This window comes from Anabaena sp. CCY 9402-a (assembly GCF_963920945.1).
Lineage (GTDB): Bacteria > Cyanobacteriota > Cyanobacteriia > Cyanobacteriales > Nostocaceae > Trichormus > Trichormus minutissimus.
This window is the reverse complement of record NZ_CAWUDL010000016.1, coordinates 44,397-63,004: the sequence shown is the minus strand read 5'-3', so window position 1 is coordinate 63,004 and position 18,608 is coordinate 44,397. Positions and strand designations below refer to the sequence as shown.

Sequence of the window (18,608 nt, the reverse complement as noted above, 5' to 3'; positions counted from 1 at the left end):
TTACTTAAAGATTAAGTTCCCAACATTTGCAAGTTATGCAAGGTAGAATAAAGTCCTCCTGATTTTAATAGTTCCTCATGGCTACCTTGTTCGATTAATTCGCCTCGCTTCAAGACAAAAATTCGATCCACATTGCGAATTGTAGATAAGCGGTGAGCAATAATAATTGCAGTTCGTCCGATTAACAACTCGTTTAGAGCTTCTTGAACTAAAGCTTCTGTACCAACATCTAGACTAGCGGTGGCTTCATCTAAAACGAGAATTTGGGGGTTACGAATAGCTGCACGAGCAAAGGCTAAAAGTTGCTTTTGTCCACTAGATAGATTTGTTCCCCGTTCTCGCAGTTGGGTATTATAACTTGCGGGTAATTGTGTAATAAATTCGGCAATATTTGTTTTTTCAGCAGCCGCTTGGATTTCTTCAAATGTATAGTAATCACCCAATGTAATGTTACTTTTAACATCACCAGCAAACAGAAAGCCTTCTTGTAAAATTACTGCCATGTAACGACGCAGTTCTGCTTGGGGTAACTCCCGAATATCTACACCATCTACAAGAATGCGTCCTTGGGTGGGTTCATAGAGACGACACAACAGCCGAATAATAGAACTTTTTCCTGCACCTGTCGGCCCTACTAGTGCAACTTTTTCGCCGGGATGAATGACAAAATCTAAATCTCTAATGACATAATCATCGTCTTTGTAGGCAAACCAAACGTGTTCAAACCGGATTTCTCCCAAGGTTGGTTTAGGTTTGGTGTCTTCTGATTCTAAATTAGCGATGATTTCATCAATGTAACCGAATTGGGTATCTAGGACGGAAAGACGGGGATTGATGCGATCGCTAATTTCTATCGGTTCGTCTAAAATATCACTCACACGTTCCATTGCTGTGAACCCGGCTTGAATCACGGTGAATTTCTCGGCAAAATCTCGCAAAGGGTCAAACAATCGCTGGGCATAGAGAATAAATGCGGATAAAGTCCCGAAAGTCAAGTTATTGCCCAACAGTAACCAACCACCTAAACCTAAAACTCCGGCGATCGCAATTAAGCCAATTAATTCTAAAGTGGCAGAAACGGCAGAATCGTAAAAAATAGTTTCATCAACTTGCTGGTTGTAGCGTTCGTTAGTCGTGCGAAATAACTCAGCGTTATACTTTTCTCGCCGGAACAACTGCACGACGTTAATTCCCAGCACATTTTCCTGTAGCTGAGAATTTAATACTGACAGTTCTTCCCGTGCTTTGTAGTTAGCTTGACGATATCGTCGTTGAAAATAAATAGTTAACCAAGTCACAGGGATTAACATCACCAGTAATAAACTAGCAAGTTGCCACTGGATAGAAAACATCAACCCCAAGATTACCAGCATCGAAAAAACATCAGAAATGATGCCAATAGCCCCAGTGGAGAACACATCGCCTAAAACTTCCACATCGCTGGTAAGTCGAGTGACTAATTTACCGACAGGTGTACGGTCAAAAAATCTTACCGCCAGTGATGTTACATGGTGAAATAAATCTTGGCGAATGCCGGCGGTGATTTTCTGCCCTATATTCTGTAGTAAATAACCCTGAAAACCTGTAAGGATTAATCGCAGCACAATCATCGTGAACAATAATCCGATCAGGATATTTAACCCTTGGGATAAAGGACGATTGCTCAAGAACTCGTAGGTACTGGGTTCATTGCGAATGAGGGATACAGCCTGTCCAATTAATAGGGGCTGCACCGCGTTAGCAAGGGCAAGGGGTAACAGCAGCAAAATTGCGAGGATCAGCAATTTGCCACTACGGCGGGCATAAGGAACTAGACGTAGAAACAGTCGCCAGTCATTGTTATGCCAACGGTCTTTTCTGTAAGATTTGGAAGATGATTGGTAGATGCTCATAGTATGAGCATTATATTAATTTTTATCGTCGTAGAAACACTTGTCTAAAGGTAACACTCTGACCTTTTTTGATGCCATGCCTGAGATAGAAACCACTCGATTGATATTGAGGCATTTTTCTCTAGATGACTTTGATAGTTTATTTCGCCTCTACTCCGATGCAGAAGTCATGAGGTATCTTTCCCCCAGAACCAAAGCCCAAACTCAAGCTAGTCTAATTAAACACATCCAACACTGGCAAGAACACAACTTGGGAATGTGGGCAGTTGTTCACAAAGATAGCGGTAAAATGATTGGTCGTTGTGGACTAGGTTTTTTAGACACCACCCCGGAAGTTGAACTTGGGTACGTATTGGACAAGTCCTATTGGAATATGGGGTTGGGTACAGAAGCATCTCAGGCGACGTTAAAGTACGGGTTTTTGGCGGTTAAGTTAGATCAAATAGTAGCGATCGCGCGTCCAGAAAACATAGCATCTAGACGGGTAATTGAGAAAGTGGGGATGAAGTATCAAAAGCACGCTCACTACTACGGTCAAGATGTCGTATACTACGCCCTATCTAAATCAGAGTGGCAAGCAGATGATGGTTCTTATATTTTGAGCTAAATTACCGATTATTTGACAGGCACATCAGTAACGTTGCTACGAAACTGTACCATTGCTTCACTCGCACTAAAATATTCTGAGATACGAGCTAACCCCATCTTGCATTGTGTCGCCCACAGTAAACCCCGTTTAGGTATTTGTAAGCATCCCCCCAGATAAGTTGCTTCATCTTCTTGGTGTTGTTGACGTTTTGGTTGTCTCGTTATGGAATCAAAATTAACAGGCTGATGCGTCAGCAGTACATGAGCAATCTCGTGCATTAAATTTGATTCACGTCGTGTAGGTGCATGACGCGGATTGCATACGATACAAAGTGGGCTATAGCCTACAATCGCGGCTGACCATTCATCGCTAGCAAGTAATAGTGCCATTTGTTTTGCTTCCAGATTTGGCATCTGATCTGGTGTCAAAAGTTTTGCTCCTAACTGATTGGCTAGAATATCTGCGGGTAAAGGCTCAAATGCTCGTAGTCGGAGTAAGCTTCTTTGTTCAGTAGCGATCGCCTCACAGCGTTGCCTAAATTCAGGCGATAGTTTTTGTATTAATGACATACTTATAGGTCTTGCGGCAATTCACCATTACCTTGAGATAGATCACGATACGCGGCTTTGACTAAGGATGCTAGAGCATTGGCGATCGCTGGCTCAAGATTTTTGTCAGCTCGTAGTTGGATAGCGATCGCTTCAGGCGTATCCAGTTGATTTTCTTCTGTTGTCCTAAATAATTCCGCAGGTGGTACTTTTAACCAGTTACAAAGTGCTAGAAAAGTGTCCATGTCAGGCATTTTGCTGCTTTCTACTCGTGAAAGAGTCGATGGACTAACATTACCAATTTCCGCCGCCGTTTCACGCAATCCTTTACTACCGCGTTTTTTGCGGACTAGACTGGCCAACTTCTCTATATCTAGATAACTTCTCATTCCTTTGCTCCTGTGTCAGTAAAGATTTTTTCGTTTCTTGCTTGACACACAATAAATCATCATGTACTGTTTATGAAACGAATGTATCACGAATGAAAAATATTTGTTGAAAAAATCCTTTAGATGAGGAGTGACTTCTCATGGAGAGTAAGAATTTTGACAACCTTATCTTCGGTTTAGCAGAGTTTATTTGCCGAGATGCTAAGTATCCATATCCGAAAATGCTTAGTCATGCGCTGAATAAACTAGCTCTAGATTTAACTAAAGTCTTATATCCGCGTACTCTCACTGGACTTTTAGCATTACTCGAAAAACCTGTAAAAACTTGGTATCCACCCAGCTTATTGCCAAAAGAGTTCGACTCAGATTTTGGCTTGCTCTACGAAGGGAGTTTGAGTGAAGAAGCAAGTCGGTACTTGTACGAAGAATTGCTTGAGCGAACTAAATTGTCAAATTCCGCCTCTGCTGTAGCGCAACAAATTGCTATAGAAAATCTTCAGTTTCAGAAAATTTTGGAACGTCTGCAAGAAATTTACAACAATGACAACGATCCTGAGCAAGTTCAACAGGAATATGTATGGTTGCGGCGATTTTTGATTGAGAATCCGTACACAACCACGGTGCAACTTCGCAAAGTATTTTCTCAGACACGACATCTTTCTATTCAGGAAGTTGGCGAACTTTACGAAGAGTGTGAAGAAAATGAGCCTTGTTGGAATTGCGATCGCTGTGGCCCTTTATTTGAGAAGTATGGACAGTTACGTGGAATTAAACCTAGTGCTTGTAACGACCATCGCCAAGATTTGCCCTATGTTCAAAAGCTAACTTGGAAACAAGGGTTACGTCGTTTGAAGTTTGGCATTCACTGGCGTATTTGTTTGCCTGGGATACCGGAAATGCGTCTATTTAAGGTCTTAGAAGACCTCCAAAGCAACTACTCAGAACAGCTTTGCGCGATTCATCTTTATCCTGGGATTGATCGCTATGACTTACAGTTATGTTTCTGTAATGGCTCAAATTGGGCTGTGGATGTTAAAGACTACCGAGATCCCTACAATTTAGCCCCAAAGCTAACATCTCTATTTGGTGAGGGCGATTTGCATTATGACGAAAGCTTTTATGTCATCCCTAATCAACGCTTGCAACAGCGAGAGGATTACCTAGAAATTCTGAGAGAACAGGCGAAAAAGCTGCCCAGTATTACCCATTTACTAAGTGAGACTGCATTTGGAAAACGGGTGATGACAAAAATTGAGTGCTTACAGGTAGGTAAAAGCTCATGAGCCAGATGACCTTATTTGAGCCACCAACGGAATTTAAAGACCGCATCAAGCAATTAAAGGAAACAGGTTTAGATCCTATTGAAGCTGAATTGTTACTTCAGGTAGAGCTGGGCTTTGCCTTAATGGAGCGATTGGGGCTTGATGACGAGCCTGTCACTGCACCTTGGGCGATCCTGAGTGGAATGCCTTTGAGACATCCACGGTTACAGAAATTGAAGGAGATGGAACGGCGAGCGATCGCTAACACTCGCCAAATTGTGCCATTTTCTGCCCGTTTTGCTTGGTTAGGAGCATTGAGTTTTTATCTAAAAATTTCTCTAGATCAGCGTAACTATGATGGCTTCACTCCGCAAAATTGGGATAACTATATTATCAATGCTGCTAAGTGCCTTCGGCATCCAGTTCATCAAGATTTGTACGAACGCTGTCTCAATGCCAATTTAGATTTTCGGCTTCGCAAAGTTAAGCACGTAGAAGCTGGAATTACTTATCAGTTTGAAGCCAAGACAGGAGAAGAGACGGTTATAGTACCAGTCAGATTTACACAGCCGCAGGTACGAAATGCACAGATACAACCCTTACCCTGGTTCGCAACATCTCGTTCTCGAAGTTCGTTTTCGCTGAATATTCCAGATTTAGAACTAGATGCAGCATGGATTGATGAGCGAGAGGACGAGTTAGCACGTCAATTTGATTGGGTTGAGACTGCTAAGGGACATTGGGTAAATCGCTTTCGTAAAATTAACTTCCATCAAGTTGAGGAAAACGGGACGCTGTTTCCCCAAGCAGCACAAATTCTTCAATTAGATGGCTTTACAAACATTGCTGGCATGGTGGCTTCTGGAAAAACTACGTTTTCGCAGTTACTAACTGTTAACATTGTGCGGCATCATAGCGATCGCCGCATCACCTTGGTTGTGAGTGATGTACAATCAGCCATTAAATTAACGAACCAGATTAATTGGTGGTTCTGTAACGATCCAGAAAACGACGATCCGATAGCAGTACCTATCTTGGGACGCAGCAAACGAGATGCACATTTGCGGAGTTTCCATGCCTCGAAAGATTATCAGGAACATCAGCAACGCGGACAGCCACACTGGGGTGAGCGTTGGTTAGGTACAGCTTGTCCTCTACAGGGTAAGCTCAATCCGCGTAATGTGATTCAACTTTTAGATGGCAAACCACTTAAACCGGGAACTGAACCTTGTAATTCTCTGCAAAAGATGCCTCAAAGTGATCGCGAACAACGACGTAAAAGCCGAGGTTCATTCTATTTGTGTCCATTCTTCGCTAAATGCCCATCTCAACAGATTTACCGTGATCTGCCAAATGCCCGCGTCTGGGTGACAACTCCTGGGGCCATGGCAATGGCAGGATTACCCCGACATCTAGAATTGCGTCCTATCAAGGTGGGTGAACTTATCAACGAGCAATCAGATATTGTTGTCTTTGATGAGGTAGAAACCGTCATTAAGTGGTTTGATGATATCTATGCTGAGGAGGTGGTTCTTACTGGCGGTGGAAATAAGGGCGTTTTTGATGATATCGGCGTTAAAACAGAGCAATTTTCTAGAAATAACCGAGTTATACCGCTACCGATATTACGATGGACTGGTGCAGAACGCCATGCACAGCAGGCAATTACCGCGACATTGACACTGTTAGATAAACGCTTTGGACATCAAATTCTCCGCGATTGGATCAAACGCGGTTACTTTACACCCAACACCCTCCTGTTCAAATTTGCCCGTCGTCTTTGTGGACTAGAAGAATTTGAACCTCCAGAGACTTCTGAGGCAGTATCACAAGCAAATGCTCGACTTGTGCAGGTAGTTATGCGTTATTTTGATGCATTGCTCAATGAAGATGATCCTTTGCGAATGCGGTCTCCAGTTGATCCGAACGGTGATCCAGTGTATCGGCTGGCACTGCTGATGCAAGAAATTAATAGTACAGGAGAAAGTGCTGTAGATGAGAATATTTACAGAGCTTGTCAAAACTGGATTACAGACTTTTTCCCCAATACGGAACGGCGTTTAGCGCGATTACGCACAGAATTGGAAAATCGCCAGCAAAGTTCCCAACAGTCTGGCTTTTTATCGAACCGAGCTGAGTCAGATGTAGTAGATACACTGGAAACATTAGCTTATCGGCTACAATTTGCACTAACAATCACCCTTTTGGATCGGCACACGCGAATTGTCTTTTATGAGTGGCAAAATCGACCTCACTCAATAGATGAAGAAGCACCCCATCGGCGAATGCCTGCCGCGATGTTGAATATTCTGCCACTACCACCCACTGGCAGACAGTTCGGCACATATTACTCTAGGGGAAATCATGACGACACCAGAGTAAGAAATGGTAGCAATAATGCGTTGACTTTGTTTGCTTACACCAATATTGGACGTTGTTACATTCTAGACTTTCATCGCTTACTCACAGATTTTCATGGTCAACGTGGCCCTAACATACTAGCACTTTCTGGCACATCCTACTTACCGCATTCTACTAGTTTTCATGTAGGTAAACCCCAGGGTATTTTAATGCCAGAGCAGAAAGCACAAGAGGCGATCGCTCAAAGCTACTTCAAATTTCTGCCCCAATTTGACCTAAAGAGTAAACCTATTCGGATTTCTGGTAAACCTGAACAACAAAAAATGGGCTTGTTTCAGGCAGTAGCGCGATCGCTTGTTGGTAGTAACGGTACAGGTCATTTAGGGCAAGAACTCAGAGATTTGCAACATTTGGGTAACACTGATTACCATTGGAGCGATCGCGATCGCCTGTTGCTACTGGTAAACTCCTATGAACAAGCACGTTGGGCAGCAAGGGAAATCCGTAATTGCTGGTCAAGTATGCAGAATTTTGTTTATCACTTAGTTCCTGATAGCATACACATTGACTTAGATGATGAGCCTGGAGAATCTTTTCAATCAACGGAAAAAGGTGGGCTGAATCGTGCAGATATTGAAACTTTTGGGCAAACTAACGGCAAAATCCTGGTTGCTCCCATGAATGCGATTGGACGTGGCTTCAATATTCTCAACGCCAACGGTAAAGCCGCATTTGGTGCTGTTTACTTTCTCACTCGTCCATATCCACACCCTCATGATACACAGGCGATCGCTCAAGAAATGAATCGTCGCGCTTTAGACTGGGTAGATGAAGCAGCGTTTCCCGCATGGCAACAAGGAGACGGAATTGTACAACGTGCTGAAAAGGTACGTCAACTAGCAGCGCGTTACTGGCGATCTGTTGAACAGCGTTCTTATTACAAAACCCTGCGTGATCACCAGGAATTACTAGCGTTTCCCCGCTTTGATCTAGCCGCTACTACTGCGGGGTTAGTTATTCAAGCGGTTGGTCGTCTCTTGCGTGGAGGTGTTCCATTTCATGCCTATTTCGTTGATCAGGCTTGGGCCCCCATGAGTGCTGCAAGAAAAGCTGATCCAGAATTATCTGAATTGGATACAGAGGAAACAAGTTTGTTGGTAGCCTTGATTCTGAGAATTTGTGACTACGCCAGTGATGAAAATACGGTTGGAAGTGCGCTCTACAAGCCTCTCTCTGATGCGCTAGAAAAAATTGAAGACTTACATTGGTAAATTTTTTTATAAAGGAATTCATTATGCCGAAAAAAGATGAACCACCTCCTATTCTCTTACCTACGAGAATGAGTCTTGTGGAAGAAGCTCTTGCAGAGTTGGAGATTGCGGTACTACAATTTCCATTTGCAGAAGTTGTTGCAGGTTTTCGTCACAGCATAGAAGAAGTTTTGTCACCTAGTCGCAAAAACAAGGTTGGTGTACCTTACCGACAATTGAACAATGGGTTACTTGCCTGTGCATCAACATTAACTCATGGTTTTGAATATTTTGATAAAGGTGATTATCGAGCTTTGGCTGTAGGAACAGTTGAGAATCCGCTTCGAGTGCCAACACCTGAAAAGATACATGATTTAGTCAGCATTTGGGCGCAAGAGTGGACAAGGCAGTTTCAGGGTAAAGGTAAAGCAGATCAGGTGAAGAGTGTTTGCGATCGCTTCCTAGAAGGTATAGCAATAATTCCCAATAATTGGAGATGGCACACTATTAAACCAGAAATCCTGATTCAAAACATCAATGCTGAACAAGGAATTGGATTTCAAGCTATACCTAGTTTATTAGCCACTATACTACATGGAAAAACTTGTGTTATTCGTTCGGGTATAAGAGAGCAAGAAATTAGATGGCGCAAAGTTCAAGGAAATGGTTCAGGTAGGACTGGATTGTTTTTAGTCAGTCAAGCATTTCCGGCACAGTATACAGATGATTATGGCAAAGAAAGGGAGGGGTATTTTGTCTATCGTGTCGATTTTCGTGTTCAAACTCAAGCAGGTAGATTTAATCCCAATAGCAAATTAAAACCTTGGATTTTTCTACATTTAAGTTGCCAAAGATATGCTCATGAACCATTAATTGCAGCTAACTACGGACGTGATATCTCTGTGCTGATGGGAATGAATGAGGAGAGGATTTCTGGTTATGAGATTGATTCAACATTGATCCGTCTTACTATTGATAACAGTGTTAAAGAAGATAATAATAGTTGGAAATTCCAATTACCAAATTTGCTAGCCGCATTCAAAGCCCGTTCCCTTGAAGGAACACAAAATATTCTTGCTAATCCTGCTAAATATGGCAATTTAGATAATAATTTTGGCTTGCATAAAGATGAATATTATTTAGTTCATGCAGAAGGATACAAGTATGAACATAAAAGAGGACACAGTATTAAACCTGGATTTAGTTTACAGGAACGAGGTGATATCGTTGCTCAAGTCTTAAAGCTCCTCAACGGCGTTTTAACACCAGATGTTCCCATGCAATGTGATATTCCAACTCCATCTGGTATAAAAACACCTTTAGCAATGCGTGATTACGAATTTATTTCTACGCCTCCAACATTCACATCTAAGCAAAGAAATGAACTTGGTAAAACAGGAATTGAGCAAAAAATCAAAAAACGTCGCCAAGAACGACAACCAATTATTGCTGATGCTATCATGCGAGCCACAATAGAAAAACCCATATATGTTTTTCTATTATGGCGTGAGCGAGATACTCACGATGTTGTGGTTCAAAAGTTGCGTGATGCCTTCCTGCTTAATGAAGGTGAAGAGTTCCCAGCATATATCAAAGTATTTCCTGTGTGGATTGCTGATGCAACTCTTTTGAAGCCTCTTGACACAACTGGAATTGCACCGAAAAATGGTCAAGAATTCGAGAAACAGATACGCAAGCAACATCAAATTAAATTGGATACATGGCGCAATTTTTTGGAACAGAATATAAGTCCTAAAATTGACTCTAATACCAAGCCTTACTGTTTCGCAATTATTGAAATTGGACAGACAAAACAGAAAGGAGTTCATCCTCAACAAAGTATTTACAGAGCAGTTCGGGAAGCTTGTGTATTAGAGAAAATCAGTTCTCAAATGGTGCAAACTGTTAAACCAAAATCAACTGATCAAGAAGACGAAAGCAAATATATATCGCCATCTTACAGCAAGAAAACAGAAGGACGGATTTTAAATGCTGTGTTGGATTTAACGCTGCGCCAATTAGGGGGATTGTATGGAAAACCTTCAGAAGTATATGAACAAGCCGGAATACCAAAGGAAATCGCCCAAAATCTCGATGTAATTGCTCTGTGTCGCCGAAAAACCACTCAAGGTCAAGATAATATTCACTATGCCCTTGCTGTACGTCTGCGGTCAACGGGTGCAGTCGATGTATTATTTCCTCATAGCAAGGCTTGGATTCCCTACCCACTGGCAGGAATTGAACTTGGTAAAATTTTCTCACAGGTAAGACGCGATCGCCATCTCCTGAAAACTGTTCAGTTAAAAGGAATACATCTGGCAAAATTTGCGGCGGATGTAATAATGCAAGTAGACGAACAACCCACCCTAGTCTTCATCGAAGCTGAGGGATGGCGTAACGAACGCGGTGAAGAAAGTGAAGGTCAAGCTTGGTTTCAGCTAAAAAATGACTATCTGCTCGCGAAGCGGGATATCTTAGACTTCCAGCACATTCCTGGTCATGGCTGTGTATATACTCGTGACGACCAAAAACTCACTAACTTGCTAGGAATAATCCGCTTTCGTACTGGTGATGAAACAACCCAATACATCACTAATAGACAAGTTTGGCATGAAAATTCCCCTGCACGGGATTTGATTAATCTCAGTGGTTTTTTTGATATCTCTGTACCTGAGTTATTACATTACTTCTCAATTGGTAAATTACCGAAAACTCAGAAAGCACAAGATACCTCAACAACACGCGACCTTTATATGCTTGACTCCCAAGATAACGAATATGGTGCAAATATTGCATTTAAGCACCAACAGATGCTAGAAGTAGTACCGTTTTTTGTTCGTACTGATTTTCAAAAAACAGCAGAAAGTCTCAATTCCCTTTGCCGAGTACCACACTATTTAAGATTTTCACCTGCATGGTCTATGGGGAATATTCTTTCGCCATACCCATTACATTTAGGTAAACAACTGATAGAAGATCACTTATGTATCTTAGGCATAGAAGTATAACTCAATATTTCACGTTATCACTTGGTTTAAAGCCAACAACAACTCATTGATAGTGTAGGGTTTGGCTAAAAATGCGGCTGCACCAGTGTTGACTATTTCCCCCAGTTTATTTTTAGCAATTAACCCACTGGTAGCAATAATTTTGGCATCGGGATTAATTTTTTTCAACGTGCGGATAGTAGTTAAACCATCCAGTCCTGGGAGCATGAGGTTAACTAGTACAGCACTAATTTTATCTGCATATTTGGCGTAGATAGCGATCGCTTCAATCCCATCACTAGCAACTAAGGCTTGGTATTGGTGGCTTTCTAAAGATGTTCTCGTAATATCCCTGATTGCAGGCTCATCATCTACAATCAAAATCAATTCGCCCTGTCCTATAGGTGGTGTCAACTCATCTGGACTAAATACTTCTGTACCTCCCACGGCTGGCAAGTAAACTTTAAATGTAGTACCAAGCCCTACTTCACTGTCTACATTCACAAAACCACCGTGGCTTTTGACAATCCCAATTAAAGTAGAAAGTCCTAAACCTGTACCTTTTCCTACTGCTTTGGTAGTAAAGAATGGTTCAAAAATACGATCCAAGTGTTCCTCTGGTATCCCAACACCCGTATCTGAGACTGTCACTACTATATAAGGGCCAGGTTTGGCTTCTAAGTTCATGCGAACATAGTTTTCATCGATAAGTAAATTTTCCGCCATAATAGTGAGAGTGCCACCATCCGGCATAGCATCACGGGCATTGACACATAGATTCATCATCACTTGATGAAGTTGCGTACTATCTCCACAAACCGTCCATAATTCCTTGGAAACATCTGTGACAATTTTGATAGATTTGGGAAATGTTTCTTTGAGAATTTTGGACAGTTCTACAATAATGTGTCTGAGTTGCAACGTGATGCGTTTACCTTCTACGCCTCTGGCAAAAGATAACACCTGCTTCACTAAATCTGCGCCACGTTTAGCATTAATTTCTAAAATCTCTAATAAATGTTGAGTGCGTTCATCTGCATCGGGAAACTTTAGGGGTAACAATTGCGCGCCAGCTAAAATTGGTGTCAGGATATTGTTCAGATCATGAGCAATGCCACTAGCCAAAGTTCCTATACTTTCTAGGCGTTGAGTACGCAGTAATTGCGCTTCTAGATGTTTTTTCTGAGTAATATCTGTATCAACAGAAAGAATTGATTTAGGTTGTCCGTACTCATCACGAACTAAACTCCAGCGACTAGCTACTAAAATTTCTCTCCCATTTTTAGTAACTTTGTTTAACTCTCCTTGCCAGTTACCTTGGGAGATGACGTGTAGTAGAGCAATTTCAACTTCTGGTGATGGTTCATAAAATAACAATTCACTGGCATTTTTTCCTATCACCTCTTGAACTTGCCAGCCGTATAAATTTTCTGCCCCTTTATTCCAAAAAAGGATCTGATTTTGTAAATCGCGTACACAAATTGCATCAGTGGTAATGTCTAGTAATGCAGCTTGTTCGCGAATTTTTGCTTCTGCTAGGTGGCGTTCTTGTAAAGCAATTTGTTGTTCAGTAATATCAATACTGGCGCAAGTTATCCCGATAATTTCTTGGGATTCATTCCGCAATGGCTCAACAGTCAAGTCGTAATATCGAATACCTTTGATGGTTGTAATTGATACTTCTGCACGAGTACCTATACCTGTAGTTAAAACATTATATTTTATGGCGGTGAGAGCTTGGGCATCTTGATGGGGCATAATTTCACAGTCTTGCTTGCCCAACATTGCTTGTTCTGTCCACCCAGCTCTTTGGTTATAAACCCAGGTATAACGTAAGTCTCTATCTTGGTTGAAAACAAAAATCGGGGAATTTTTTAAGGCTACCCGGAATCGCTCTTCACTTTGACGAAGTTCATCTTCTACGCGTTGGCGTTCAATGGCGTATCGCATAGAGCGGACTAATAAGTCGCCAGTCACTTGTCCTTTGACTAAATAATCCTGCGCTCCTTCCTGCATAGCTCTTAACGCCAAGGTTTCATCATCTATACCAGTCAGGACAATGATCGGAATTGTTTTGGCTTGGCTATTAGCTTTAATAAAGGTTTCAATTCCTTGGCTATCAGGTAAAGACAAGTCTAATAGCATGACATCAAAGCATTTACTTAAGCCGCTACTAGCGGTACTAGCTAACAGGTTAAATGCTTCTGACAACTGCTCAACGGTGTGTAAATTTACTCTAACTGCGTTGACTTCTTTGATTAACTCTTGAATTAAAAAAGCATCACCGGGATTATCTTCTACTAATAAAACTTGAATAATTTTATCTGCCATAGCCTTTACTCCGGTGGCAGTTTGACGATCGCAAACCAAAAATTTTCGATAGATTGTACAATTCTAACGAACTGGTCAAAATCAACTGGCTTGGCTATATAACAGTTAGCCGACAAGTTATAAGCTTTGAGAATATCTTCTTCGGCTTGAGATGTTGTCAAAACCACGACAGGAATACGTTTGAGATGTTGATCGGTTTTAATCTCTGCCAATACTTCCCGCCCATCTTTTCTAGGTAAATTTAAATCAAGTAGCACTATATCTGGATGAGGTACATCGGCATATTGTTCTTGTTTTCTGAGAAATGCCATTGCTTCCACGCCATCTTCTACCACATTGAGATTAACTGAGATTTTGCTATCTTCTAAGGCAATACGTGTAAGTTCGACATCTCCCGGATTGTCTTCTACTAACAAAACCTGAATTGGTATCATATTTATTGTGCTGATCACGATTGTTGACCTGATTGTTCTGGAATTGTAAAGTAGAAAACTGAGCCTTTACCTGGTTCAGACTCAATCCATATCTGACCACCGTGGCGTTCAATAATTTTCTTACAAATTGACAACCCGATGCCCGTACCTGGATATTTATTTCTGCCATGCAGGCGTTGAAAAATTAGAAAAATGCGTTCAATATATTGTTTTTCTATACCTATTCCGTTGTCTCGGACAGAAAAAAGCCAATGGGAGTGCTGAGTTGTGTTAGCGGTAGCGCGGCGTTTAGCCGGTTGTGTTAGCGGTAGCGCGACATTTAGCTGGTGCTGAGATTCTTCCCTGCTCTCCTGCTCCTCTCCTTCCTTAACTACTCCGATATGAATTTGCAGGGGAATTTCTCGACGGAATTTGATGGCGTTAGCAATTAAGTTTTGCAAAACTTGGGTTAACTGAGTTGGATCTGCGGTAACTGTGGGTAAAGGATCATGGGTGATGACTACTCCAGATTCTTCAATGGCTATTTTGAGATTGGTTTTTACCCGTTCTAAAATCACAGCACAATCAACTGAGACAAAGGGTTGTCCACGGGTTGTTAAACGAGAATAGTTTAATAAATCGTTGATTAAGGTTTGCATTCGTTGCGCCCCATCGACAGCATAGCTAATAAACTGTTCTGCATTACTGTCTAGTTGATTTTTGTAGCGTCGTTCTAGTAACTGTAAATAACTAGTCACCATTCTTAATGGTTCTTGTAAATCATGGGAAGCGACGTAGGCAAAACTTTCTAATTCAGCATTAGAACGAGCTAGTTCTTGACTTTGACGGGTTTGTTGTTCTAGTAGCTGCGCTTGGAATAAGGCTATCCCCATTTGGTTAGCTAACTGCTGCAATAAGTCCAACTCGAATTTACTCCAATGGCGAGGAGCGTTACATTGGTGAGCAATTAGCAAACCCCAAATTCCTTCTCGGTGCAAAACTGGTACGACAAGATTAGCTTTTACACCAAACTGTTGCAAAAATTCTCGATGGCAATCGTGAATATCTGCCTGTGCAACATCCATAATTGCACTGACTCTACCTTGGCGATATTTTTCTACATAGTCGTGTTGAAAGCAAGGGTCGAGAATTTTTTGTCCTAGCACTACAGGCCAACCTGGTAAGACTGCTTCCTGTTCCACTATTCCTGAACCGTCAGGCCACAGCCTAAACATCAAAACTCGGTCGGCTTGCAGGAGCTTTTGGACTTCCTGGACTGATGTTTGTAAAATTTCTTCAATTTGCAGCGTCTCGCGAATTTTAACCGTAATTTCTGCAAAAAGTTGCGATCGCCGATTTTGCCATCTTAGTTCTTCTTCTGCCTGTTTGCGCTCTGTAATATCTGTATGCGAACCAACCATTCGCACTATGTTACCTGTTTCATCCCAACGTGCCTGTCCTCGATCTAGAATCCATTTATAGTTACCGTCTTTACACTGTACGCGATGCTCTGTAATGTAATACGGTGTTCTGCGGTCAAAATGATCTTGAATGGCTTGCATCACCCAATCTAAATCATCGGGATGCACTCGCTTTGTCCATTCTTCTATATGGTTAGTAATTTCGTGGTCTTCGTACCCCAACATCTGTTTCCAGCGCAGAGAAAAGAAGACTTGATTAGTTTTGAGATTCCAATCCCAAATCCCATCATTATTGCCTTGCAATGCTAACTGCCAACGTTCTTCACTTTCTTTGAGTGCTGAGGCTGTGTGATGTTTTTCTGTAATATCTTGAAAATAAACAGATAAGCCGTCTTTATTAGGGTAGACGTGGACTGCAAACCATTTATCTAGCGGTGGATATAACTCCTCAAATTTGATGCTGACCTTTTGTGCGTTGGCGCAGCCTGCCGCAGGCATTGCTCTGTGATATTCTCGCTCAAATGAAGTGCCTAATATGCCTGGAAATGTTTCCCAGATATTTTGACCTAGTAACTCAGTTTGGTTTCTTTCCAACAGCTTGGCTGCTTGACTATTGATGTAGGTAAATCGCCACTGTTGATCTAGGGCGAAAAAGGCATCGGTGATACTTTCGAGTATATTGCTAACGCGATGGCGTTCCGCCCAGCGTAGCTGATCGCTGATTATTTCCGATTCTATACGTGCTGTTTGCTCTTGATTAATCAATTTTTCGCTCATCTGAGCTACATTAGCCATATTGCGCCTTAGTTCCAGTTGGTCGATGACTAAGCGGCTCAATGCTATAAGCGAGTCAATTTGTTGTTGACTCAATTGTTTGGGTTGTTGATCAATCACACACAGAGTTCCCAACATCTGACCTTCGGGAGTTATTAAAGGTACACCTGCGTAAAAGCGCACATATGGATATGCAGTTACTACTGGGTTAGTCGCTAGGCGATCGTCAGCCAAAGCATCAGGAATCACCACAACATCCTGTTTTTCTTGACATAGGTAAGAGAAGCCTACATTGCGAGGCATTTCTGGTACATCTAAACCCAATTTTGCCTTAAACCACTGACGATGTTCATCAATAAAATTAACTAAAGCTATAGATGTGCCACAAATAAAGGCAGCTAAATGAGCCAAATTGTCATAAGCTTCTTCTGGTTCAGTATCCAAAATTTGGTATTGGCGTAGAGCAGCCAGTCTCGCCTGTTCCTGATGAGTAGAGGGGGATTTCATAAAACTTTGATTAAAAAATGAGAATAAATGTCGATGTCAGGTTCTCTACTCCCGACTCTTTTTTGCCAGTTAGAGTTTTGTTAAAAAAATTAAACAAAATTTGATTTAAATACTTATTTATAGAATAAAAATTTGCACTAATCTCAGTATAGAAAAATTAATTTAAATAACTTAACTCAATACACAAAAAGCTAAAATTGGCGTAAGTTGGGTTTTGTTCTTCAACCCAACAGGAACAAGGCTTTTTTAGGTTAGTGTCAGGAGAAGGCTTAGTTGTATGCGATCGCTTAACTGAAACGTATTAAAATTAAATCCCCGCCTTTTTGGTAAAAGCAGGGATTTTGGCTAACAAATTCGGTTGATCATGGATTAGGCTGGTGTTAAGACTGCTTCTCGAAGACGCTCAACTAAATTATGTAAGTTACCCGTATTAAGCCGATAACTAAGGGGATGAGCAATTAACCGTGCTGTGCTTTCATACAAAGTAGTAATTTCAACCAGTCCATTGTCTTTTAAAGTTCGTCCGGTGGAAACTATATCAACGATCGCCTCAGACATCCCCGTAATGGGGCCGAGTTCTACAGAACCATAAAGCGGCACTATTTCCACAGGTAAATCTAAACTATCAAAGTATTCATTAGCACAATTGACGTATTTAGAAGCAACCCTACTATGCGGTGGTAAATCTACAGGTAATTTGTAGGGACTAGAAGCTTTCACGGCTACCGACATCCGACAATAGCCAAACTGCAAATCAACTAAATGGGCGACTTGGGGCTTTTTTTCTCGGATAACATCGTAACCAATAATACCAAATTGTGCCTGACCGTATTCCACATACACAGGCACATCTTGTCCTCTAACTAATAATCCTTTAGCTTGTCCACTAGCATCAGTAATTTGAAGTTGGCGATTTCCTGAATCTAAAAAAGCACTAAAATCCAATCCTACAGTTTGCAGGAGGCGGATGCTATTTTTGAGTAGTTCCCCTTTCGGCAACGCAACAGTTAACATTCTCTTTCTTGGTATCCTTGGCTATGGACACTTAATAAAATGTCCTTGTTTAAGAAGTTCAATAATATTGAGAATATCTCTATTGCTTACCCCAAGCAGCATGAGAATTTTATTAGTTGATGATGAAGTAGAACTCACTGACCCTTTAAGTCGCGTGTTGACGCGTGAGGGTTACAGTGTTGATGCGGCTTATAATGGCACAATTGGTAGGGAAATGGCTCAATCAGGCGGTTACGACTTACTAATTTTAGATTGGATGCTGCCGGGAAAAACAGGCTTGGAGATTTGCCAAGAATTACGCCACCAAGGAAAAGTTACCCCTGTGTTGTTTCTCACTGCCAAAGATACTCTAGATGACAGAGTAGCAGGCTTAGACGCTGGTGCAGATGACTATTTAGTTAAACCATTTGAATTGCGGGAGTTGTTGGCTAGAGTCCGTGCTTTGTTGCGTCGTTCTAGTTCGCACAGTTATGAAGCGACAACGGGAAGATTAAGTGTAGCTGATTTAGAACTTGATTGTGAAAACCAAGTCGCCTACCGTCAAGGACGAGTAATTGAACTATCGCAGAAGGAAAGCCAGCTGTTGCAATATTTTATGGAACATACAGGACAGCTACTAACTCACGCTCAAATTATGCAATATCTCTGGCAAGATGAAGAACAGCCGAGTAGTAATGTGATAGCTGCCTTAATTCGGCTATTACGGCGCAAAATTGAAGTAGGTAAGGAAATAGCTTTGATTCACACCGTTTATGGTAAGGGCTATCGCTTCGGAACTTCTTCAGTTGATTGACACAAGTTTCAACATCAAGCATCGACAACCTACCACTTCTTCTAAGATCCAAGATTGGGTTGCTCTACGAGTAGAGT

Annotated in this window: 12 protein-coding genes; 5 read left to right on the top strand and 7 right to left on the bottom strand. The window is 41.5% G+C overall.

What is annotated here, in order from left to right:
* Nucleotides 1-11: 11 nt before the first annotated feature.
* Complete coding sequence (locus ACM0OR_RS08100) at nucleotides 12-1,892, bottom strand: ABC transporter ATP-binding protein (RefSeq protein ID WP_414575808.1); 1,881 nt, start codon at nucleotides 1,890-1,892, stop codon at nucleotides 12-14.
* Nucleotides 1,893-1,932: 40 nt separating this feature from the next.
* Between ACM0OR_RS08100 and ACM0OR_RS08095 the strand changes: the two genes are divergently transcribed.
* Nucleotides 1,933-2,499 (top strand): GNAT family N-acetyltransferase, encoded by a 567-nt coding sequence (locus ACM0OR_RS08095; RefSeq protein ID WP_414575807.1) that lies wholly within the window; start codon nucleotides 1,933-1,935, stop codon nucleotides 2,497-2,499.
* 8 nt (nucleotides 2,500-2,507) lie between these two features.
* Here the strand turns inward: ACM0OR_RS08095 and ACM0OR_RS08090 are convergent, their stop codons facing one another.
* Together ACM0OR_RS08090 and ACM0OR_RS08085 are read right to left on the bottom strand one after the other, a co-directional pair.
* Nucleotides 2,508-3,050, bottom strand: coding sequence for an ImmA/IrrE family metallo-endopeptidase (locus ACM0OR_RS08090; protein ID WP_414575806.1), 543 nt, complete (start codon nucleotides 3,048-3,050; stop codon nucleotides 2,508-2,510).
* 2 nt (nucleotides 3,051-3,052) lie between these two features.
* On the bottom strand, nucleotides 3,053-3,418 hold the full coding sequence (locus tag ACM0OR_RS08085; protein ID WP_414575805.1) for a helix-turn-helix domain-containing protein: 366 nt from the start codon (nucleotides 3,416-3,418) through the stop codon (nucleotides 3,053-3,055).
* Between the two features lie 140 nt (nucleotides 3,419-3,558).
* On the opposite strand from ACM0OR_RS08085, the gene ACM0OR_RS08080 reads away from it, so the two are divergent.
* The 3 genes from ACM0OR_RS08080 to ACM0OR_RS08070 are packed head-to-tail and all read left to right on the top strand — an operon-like array spanning nucleotide 3,559 to nucleotide 11,299.
* Nucleotides 3,559-4,701: a hypothetical protein gene (locus ACM0OR_RS08080; RefSeq protein WP_414575804.1), complete on the top strand. Its 1,143-nt coding sequence runs from the start codon at nucleotides 3,559-3,561 to the stop codon at nucleotides 4,699-4,701.
* On the top strand, nucleotides 4,698-8,312 hold the full coding sequence (locus tag ACM0OR_RS08075) for a hypothetical protein (protein WP_414575803.1): 3,615 nt from the start codon (nucleotides 4,698-4,700) through the stop codon (nucleotides 8,310-8,312). Before ACM0OR_RS08080 ends, ACM0OR_RS08075 begins: the two co-directional genes overlap by 4 nt.
* Nucleotides 8,313-8,335: 23 nt before the next feature.
* Nucleotides 8,336-11,299 (top strand): RNaseH domain-containing protein, encoded by a 2,964-nt coding sequence (locus ACM0OR_RS08070; RefSeq protein ID WP_414575802.1) that lies wholly within the window; start codon nucleotides 8,336-8,338, stop codon nucleotides 11,297-11,299.
* Nucleotides 11,300-11,308: 9 nt separating this feature from the next.
* Here ACM0OR_RS08070 and ACM0OR_RS08065 read toward each other — a convergent pair whose 3' ends face one another.
* The 4 genes from ACM0OR_RS08065 to hisG all read right to left on the bottom strand — a co-directional run bounded on the left by ACM0OR_RS08065 (nucleotide 11,309) and on the right by hisG (nucleotide 17,738).
* Nucleotides 11,309-13,609, bottom strand: coding sequence for a response regulator (locus tag ACM0OR_RS08065; protein ID WP_414575801.1), 2,301 nt, complete (start codon nucleotides 13,607-13,609; stop codon nucleotides 11,309-11,311).
* Nucleotides 13,610-13,614: 5 nt separating this feature from the next.
* The gene (locus ACM0OR_RS08060; RefSeq protein WP_414575825.1) at nucleotides 13,615-14,043 is read right to left on the bottom strand and encodes a response regulator; all 429 of its coding nucleotides are present in this window, start codon (nucleotides 14,041-14,043) and stop codon (nucleotides 13,615-13,617) included.
* A 14-nt stretch (nucleotides 14,044-14,057) separates the two neighbouring features.
* Nucleotides 14,058-16,724, bottom strand: coding sequence for a GAF domain-containing protein (locus tag ACM0OR_RS08055; RefSeq protein ID WP_414575800.1), 2,667 nt, complete (start codon nucleotides 16,722-16,724; stop codon nucleotides 14,058-14,060).
* Between the two features lie 369 nt (nucleotides 16,725-17,093).
* Nucleotides 17,094-17,738, bottom strand: a complete 645-nt coding sequence (gene hisG, locus ACM0OR_RS08050; protein WP_190710234.1) for an ATP phosphoribosyltransferase — start codon at nucleotides 17,736-17,738, stop codon at nucleotides 17,094-17,096.
* A 100-nt stretch (nucleotides 17,739-17,838) separates the two neighbouring features.
* Between hisG and rppA the strand changes: the two genes are divergently transcribed.
* Nucleotides 17,839-18,531, top strand: a complete 693-nt coding sequence (gene rppA / locus ACM0OR_RS08045) for a two-component system response regulator RppA (protein ID WP_414575799.1) — start codon at nucleotides 17,839-17,841, stop codon at nucleotides 18,529-18,531.
* The last annotated feature ends 77 nt before the right edge of the window (nucleotides 18,532-18,608 follow it).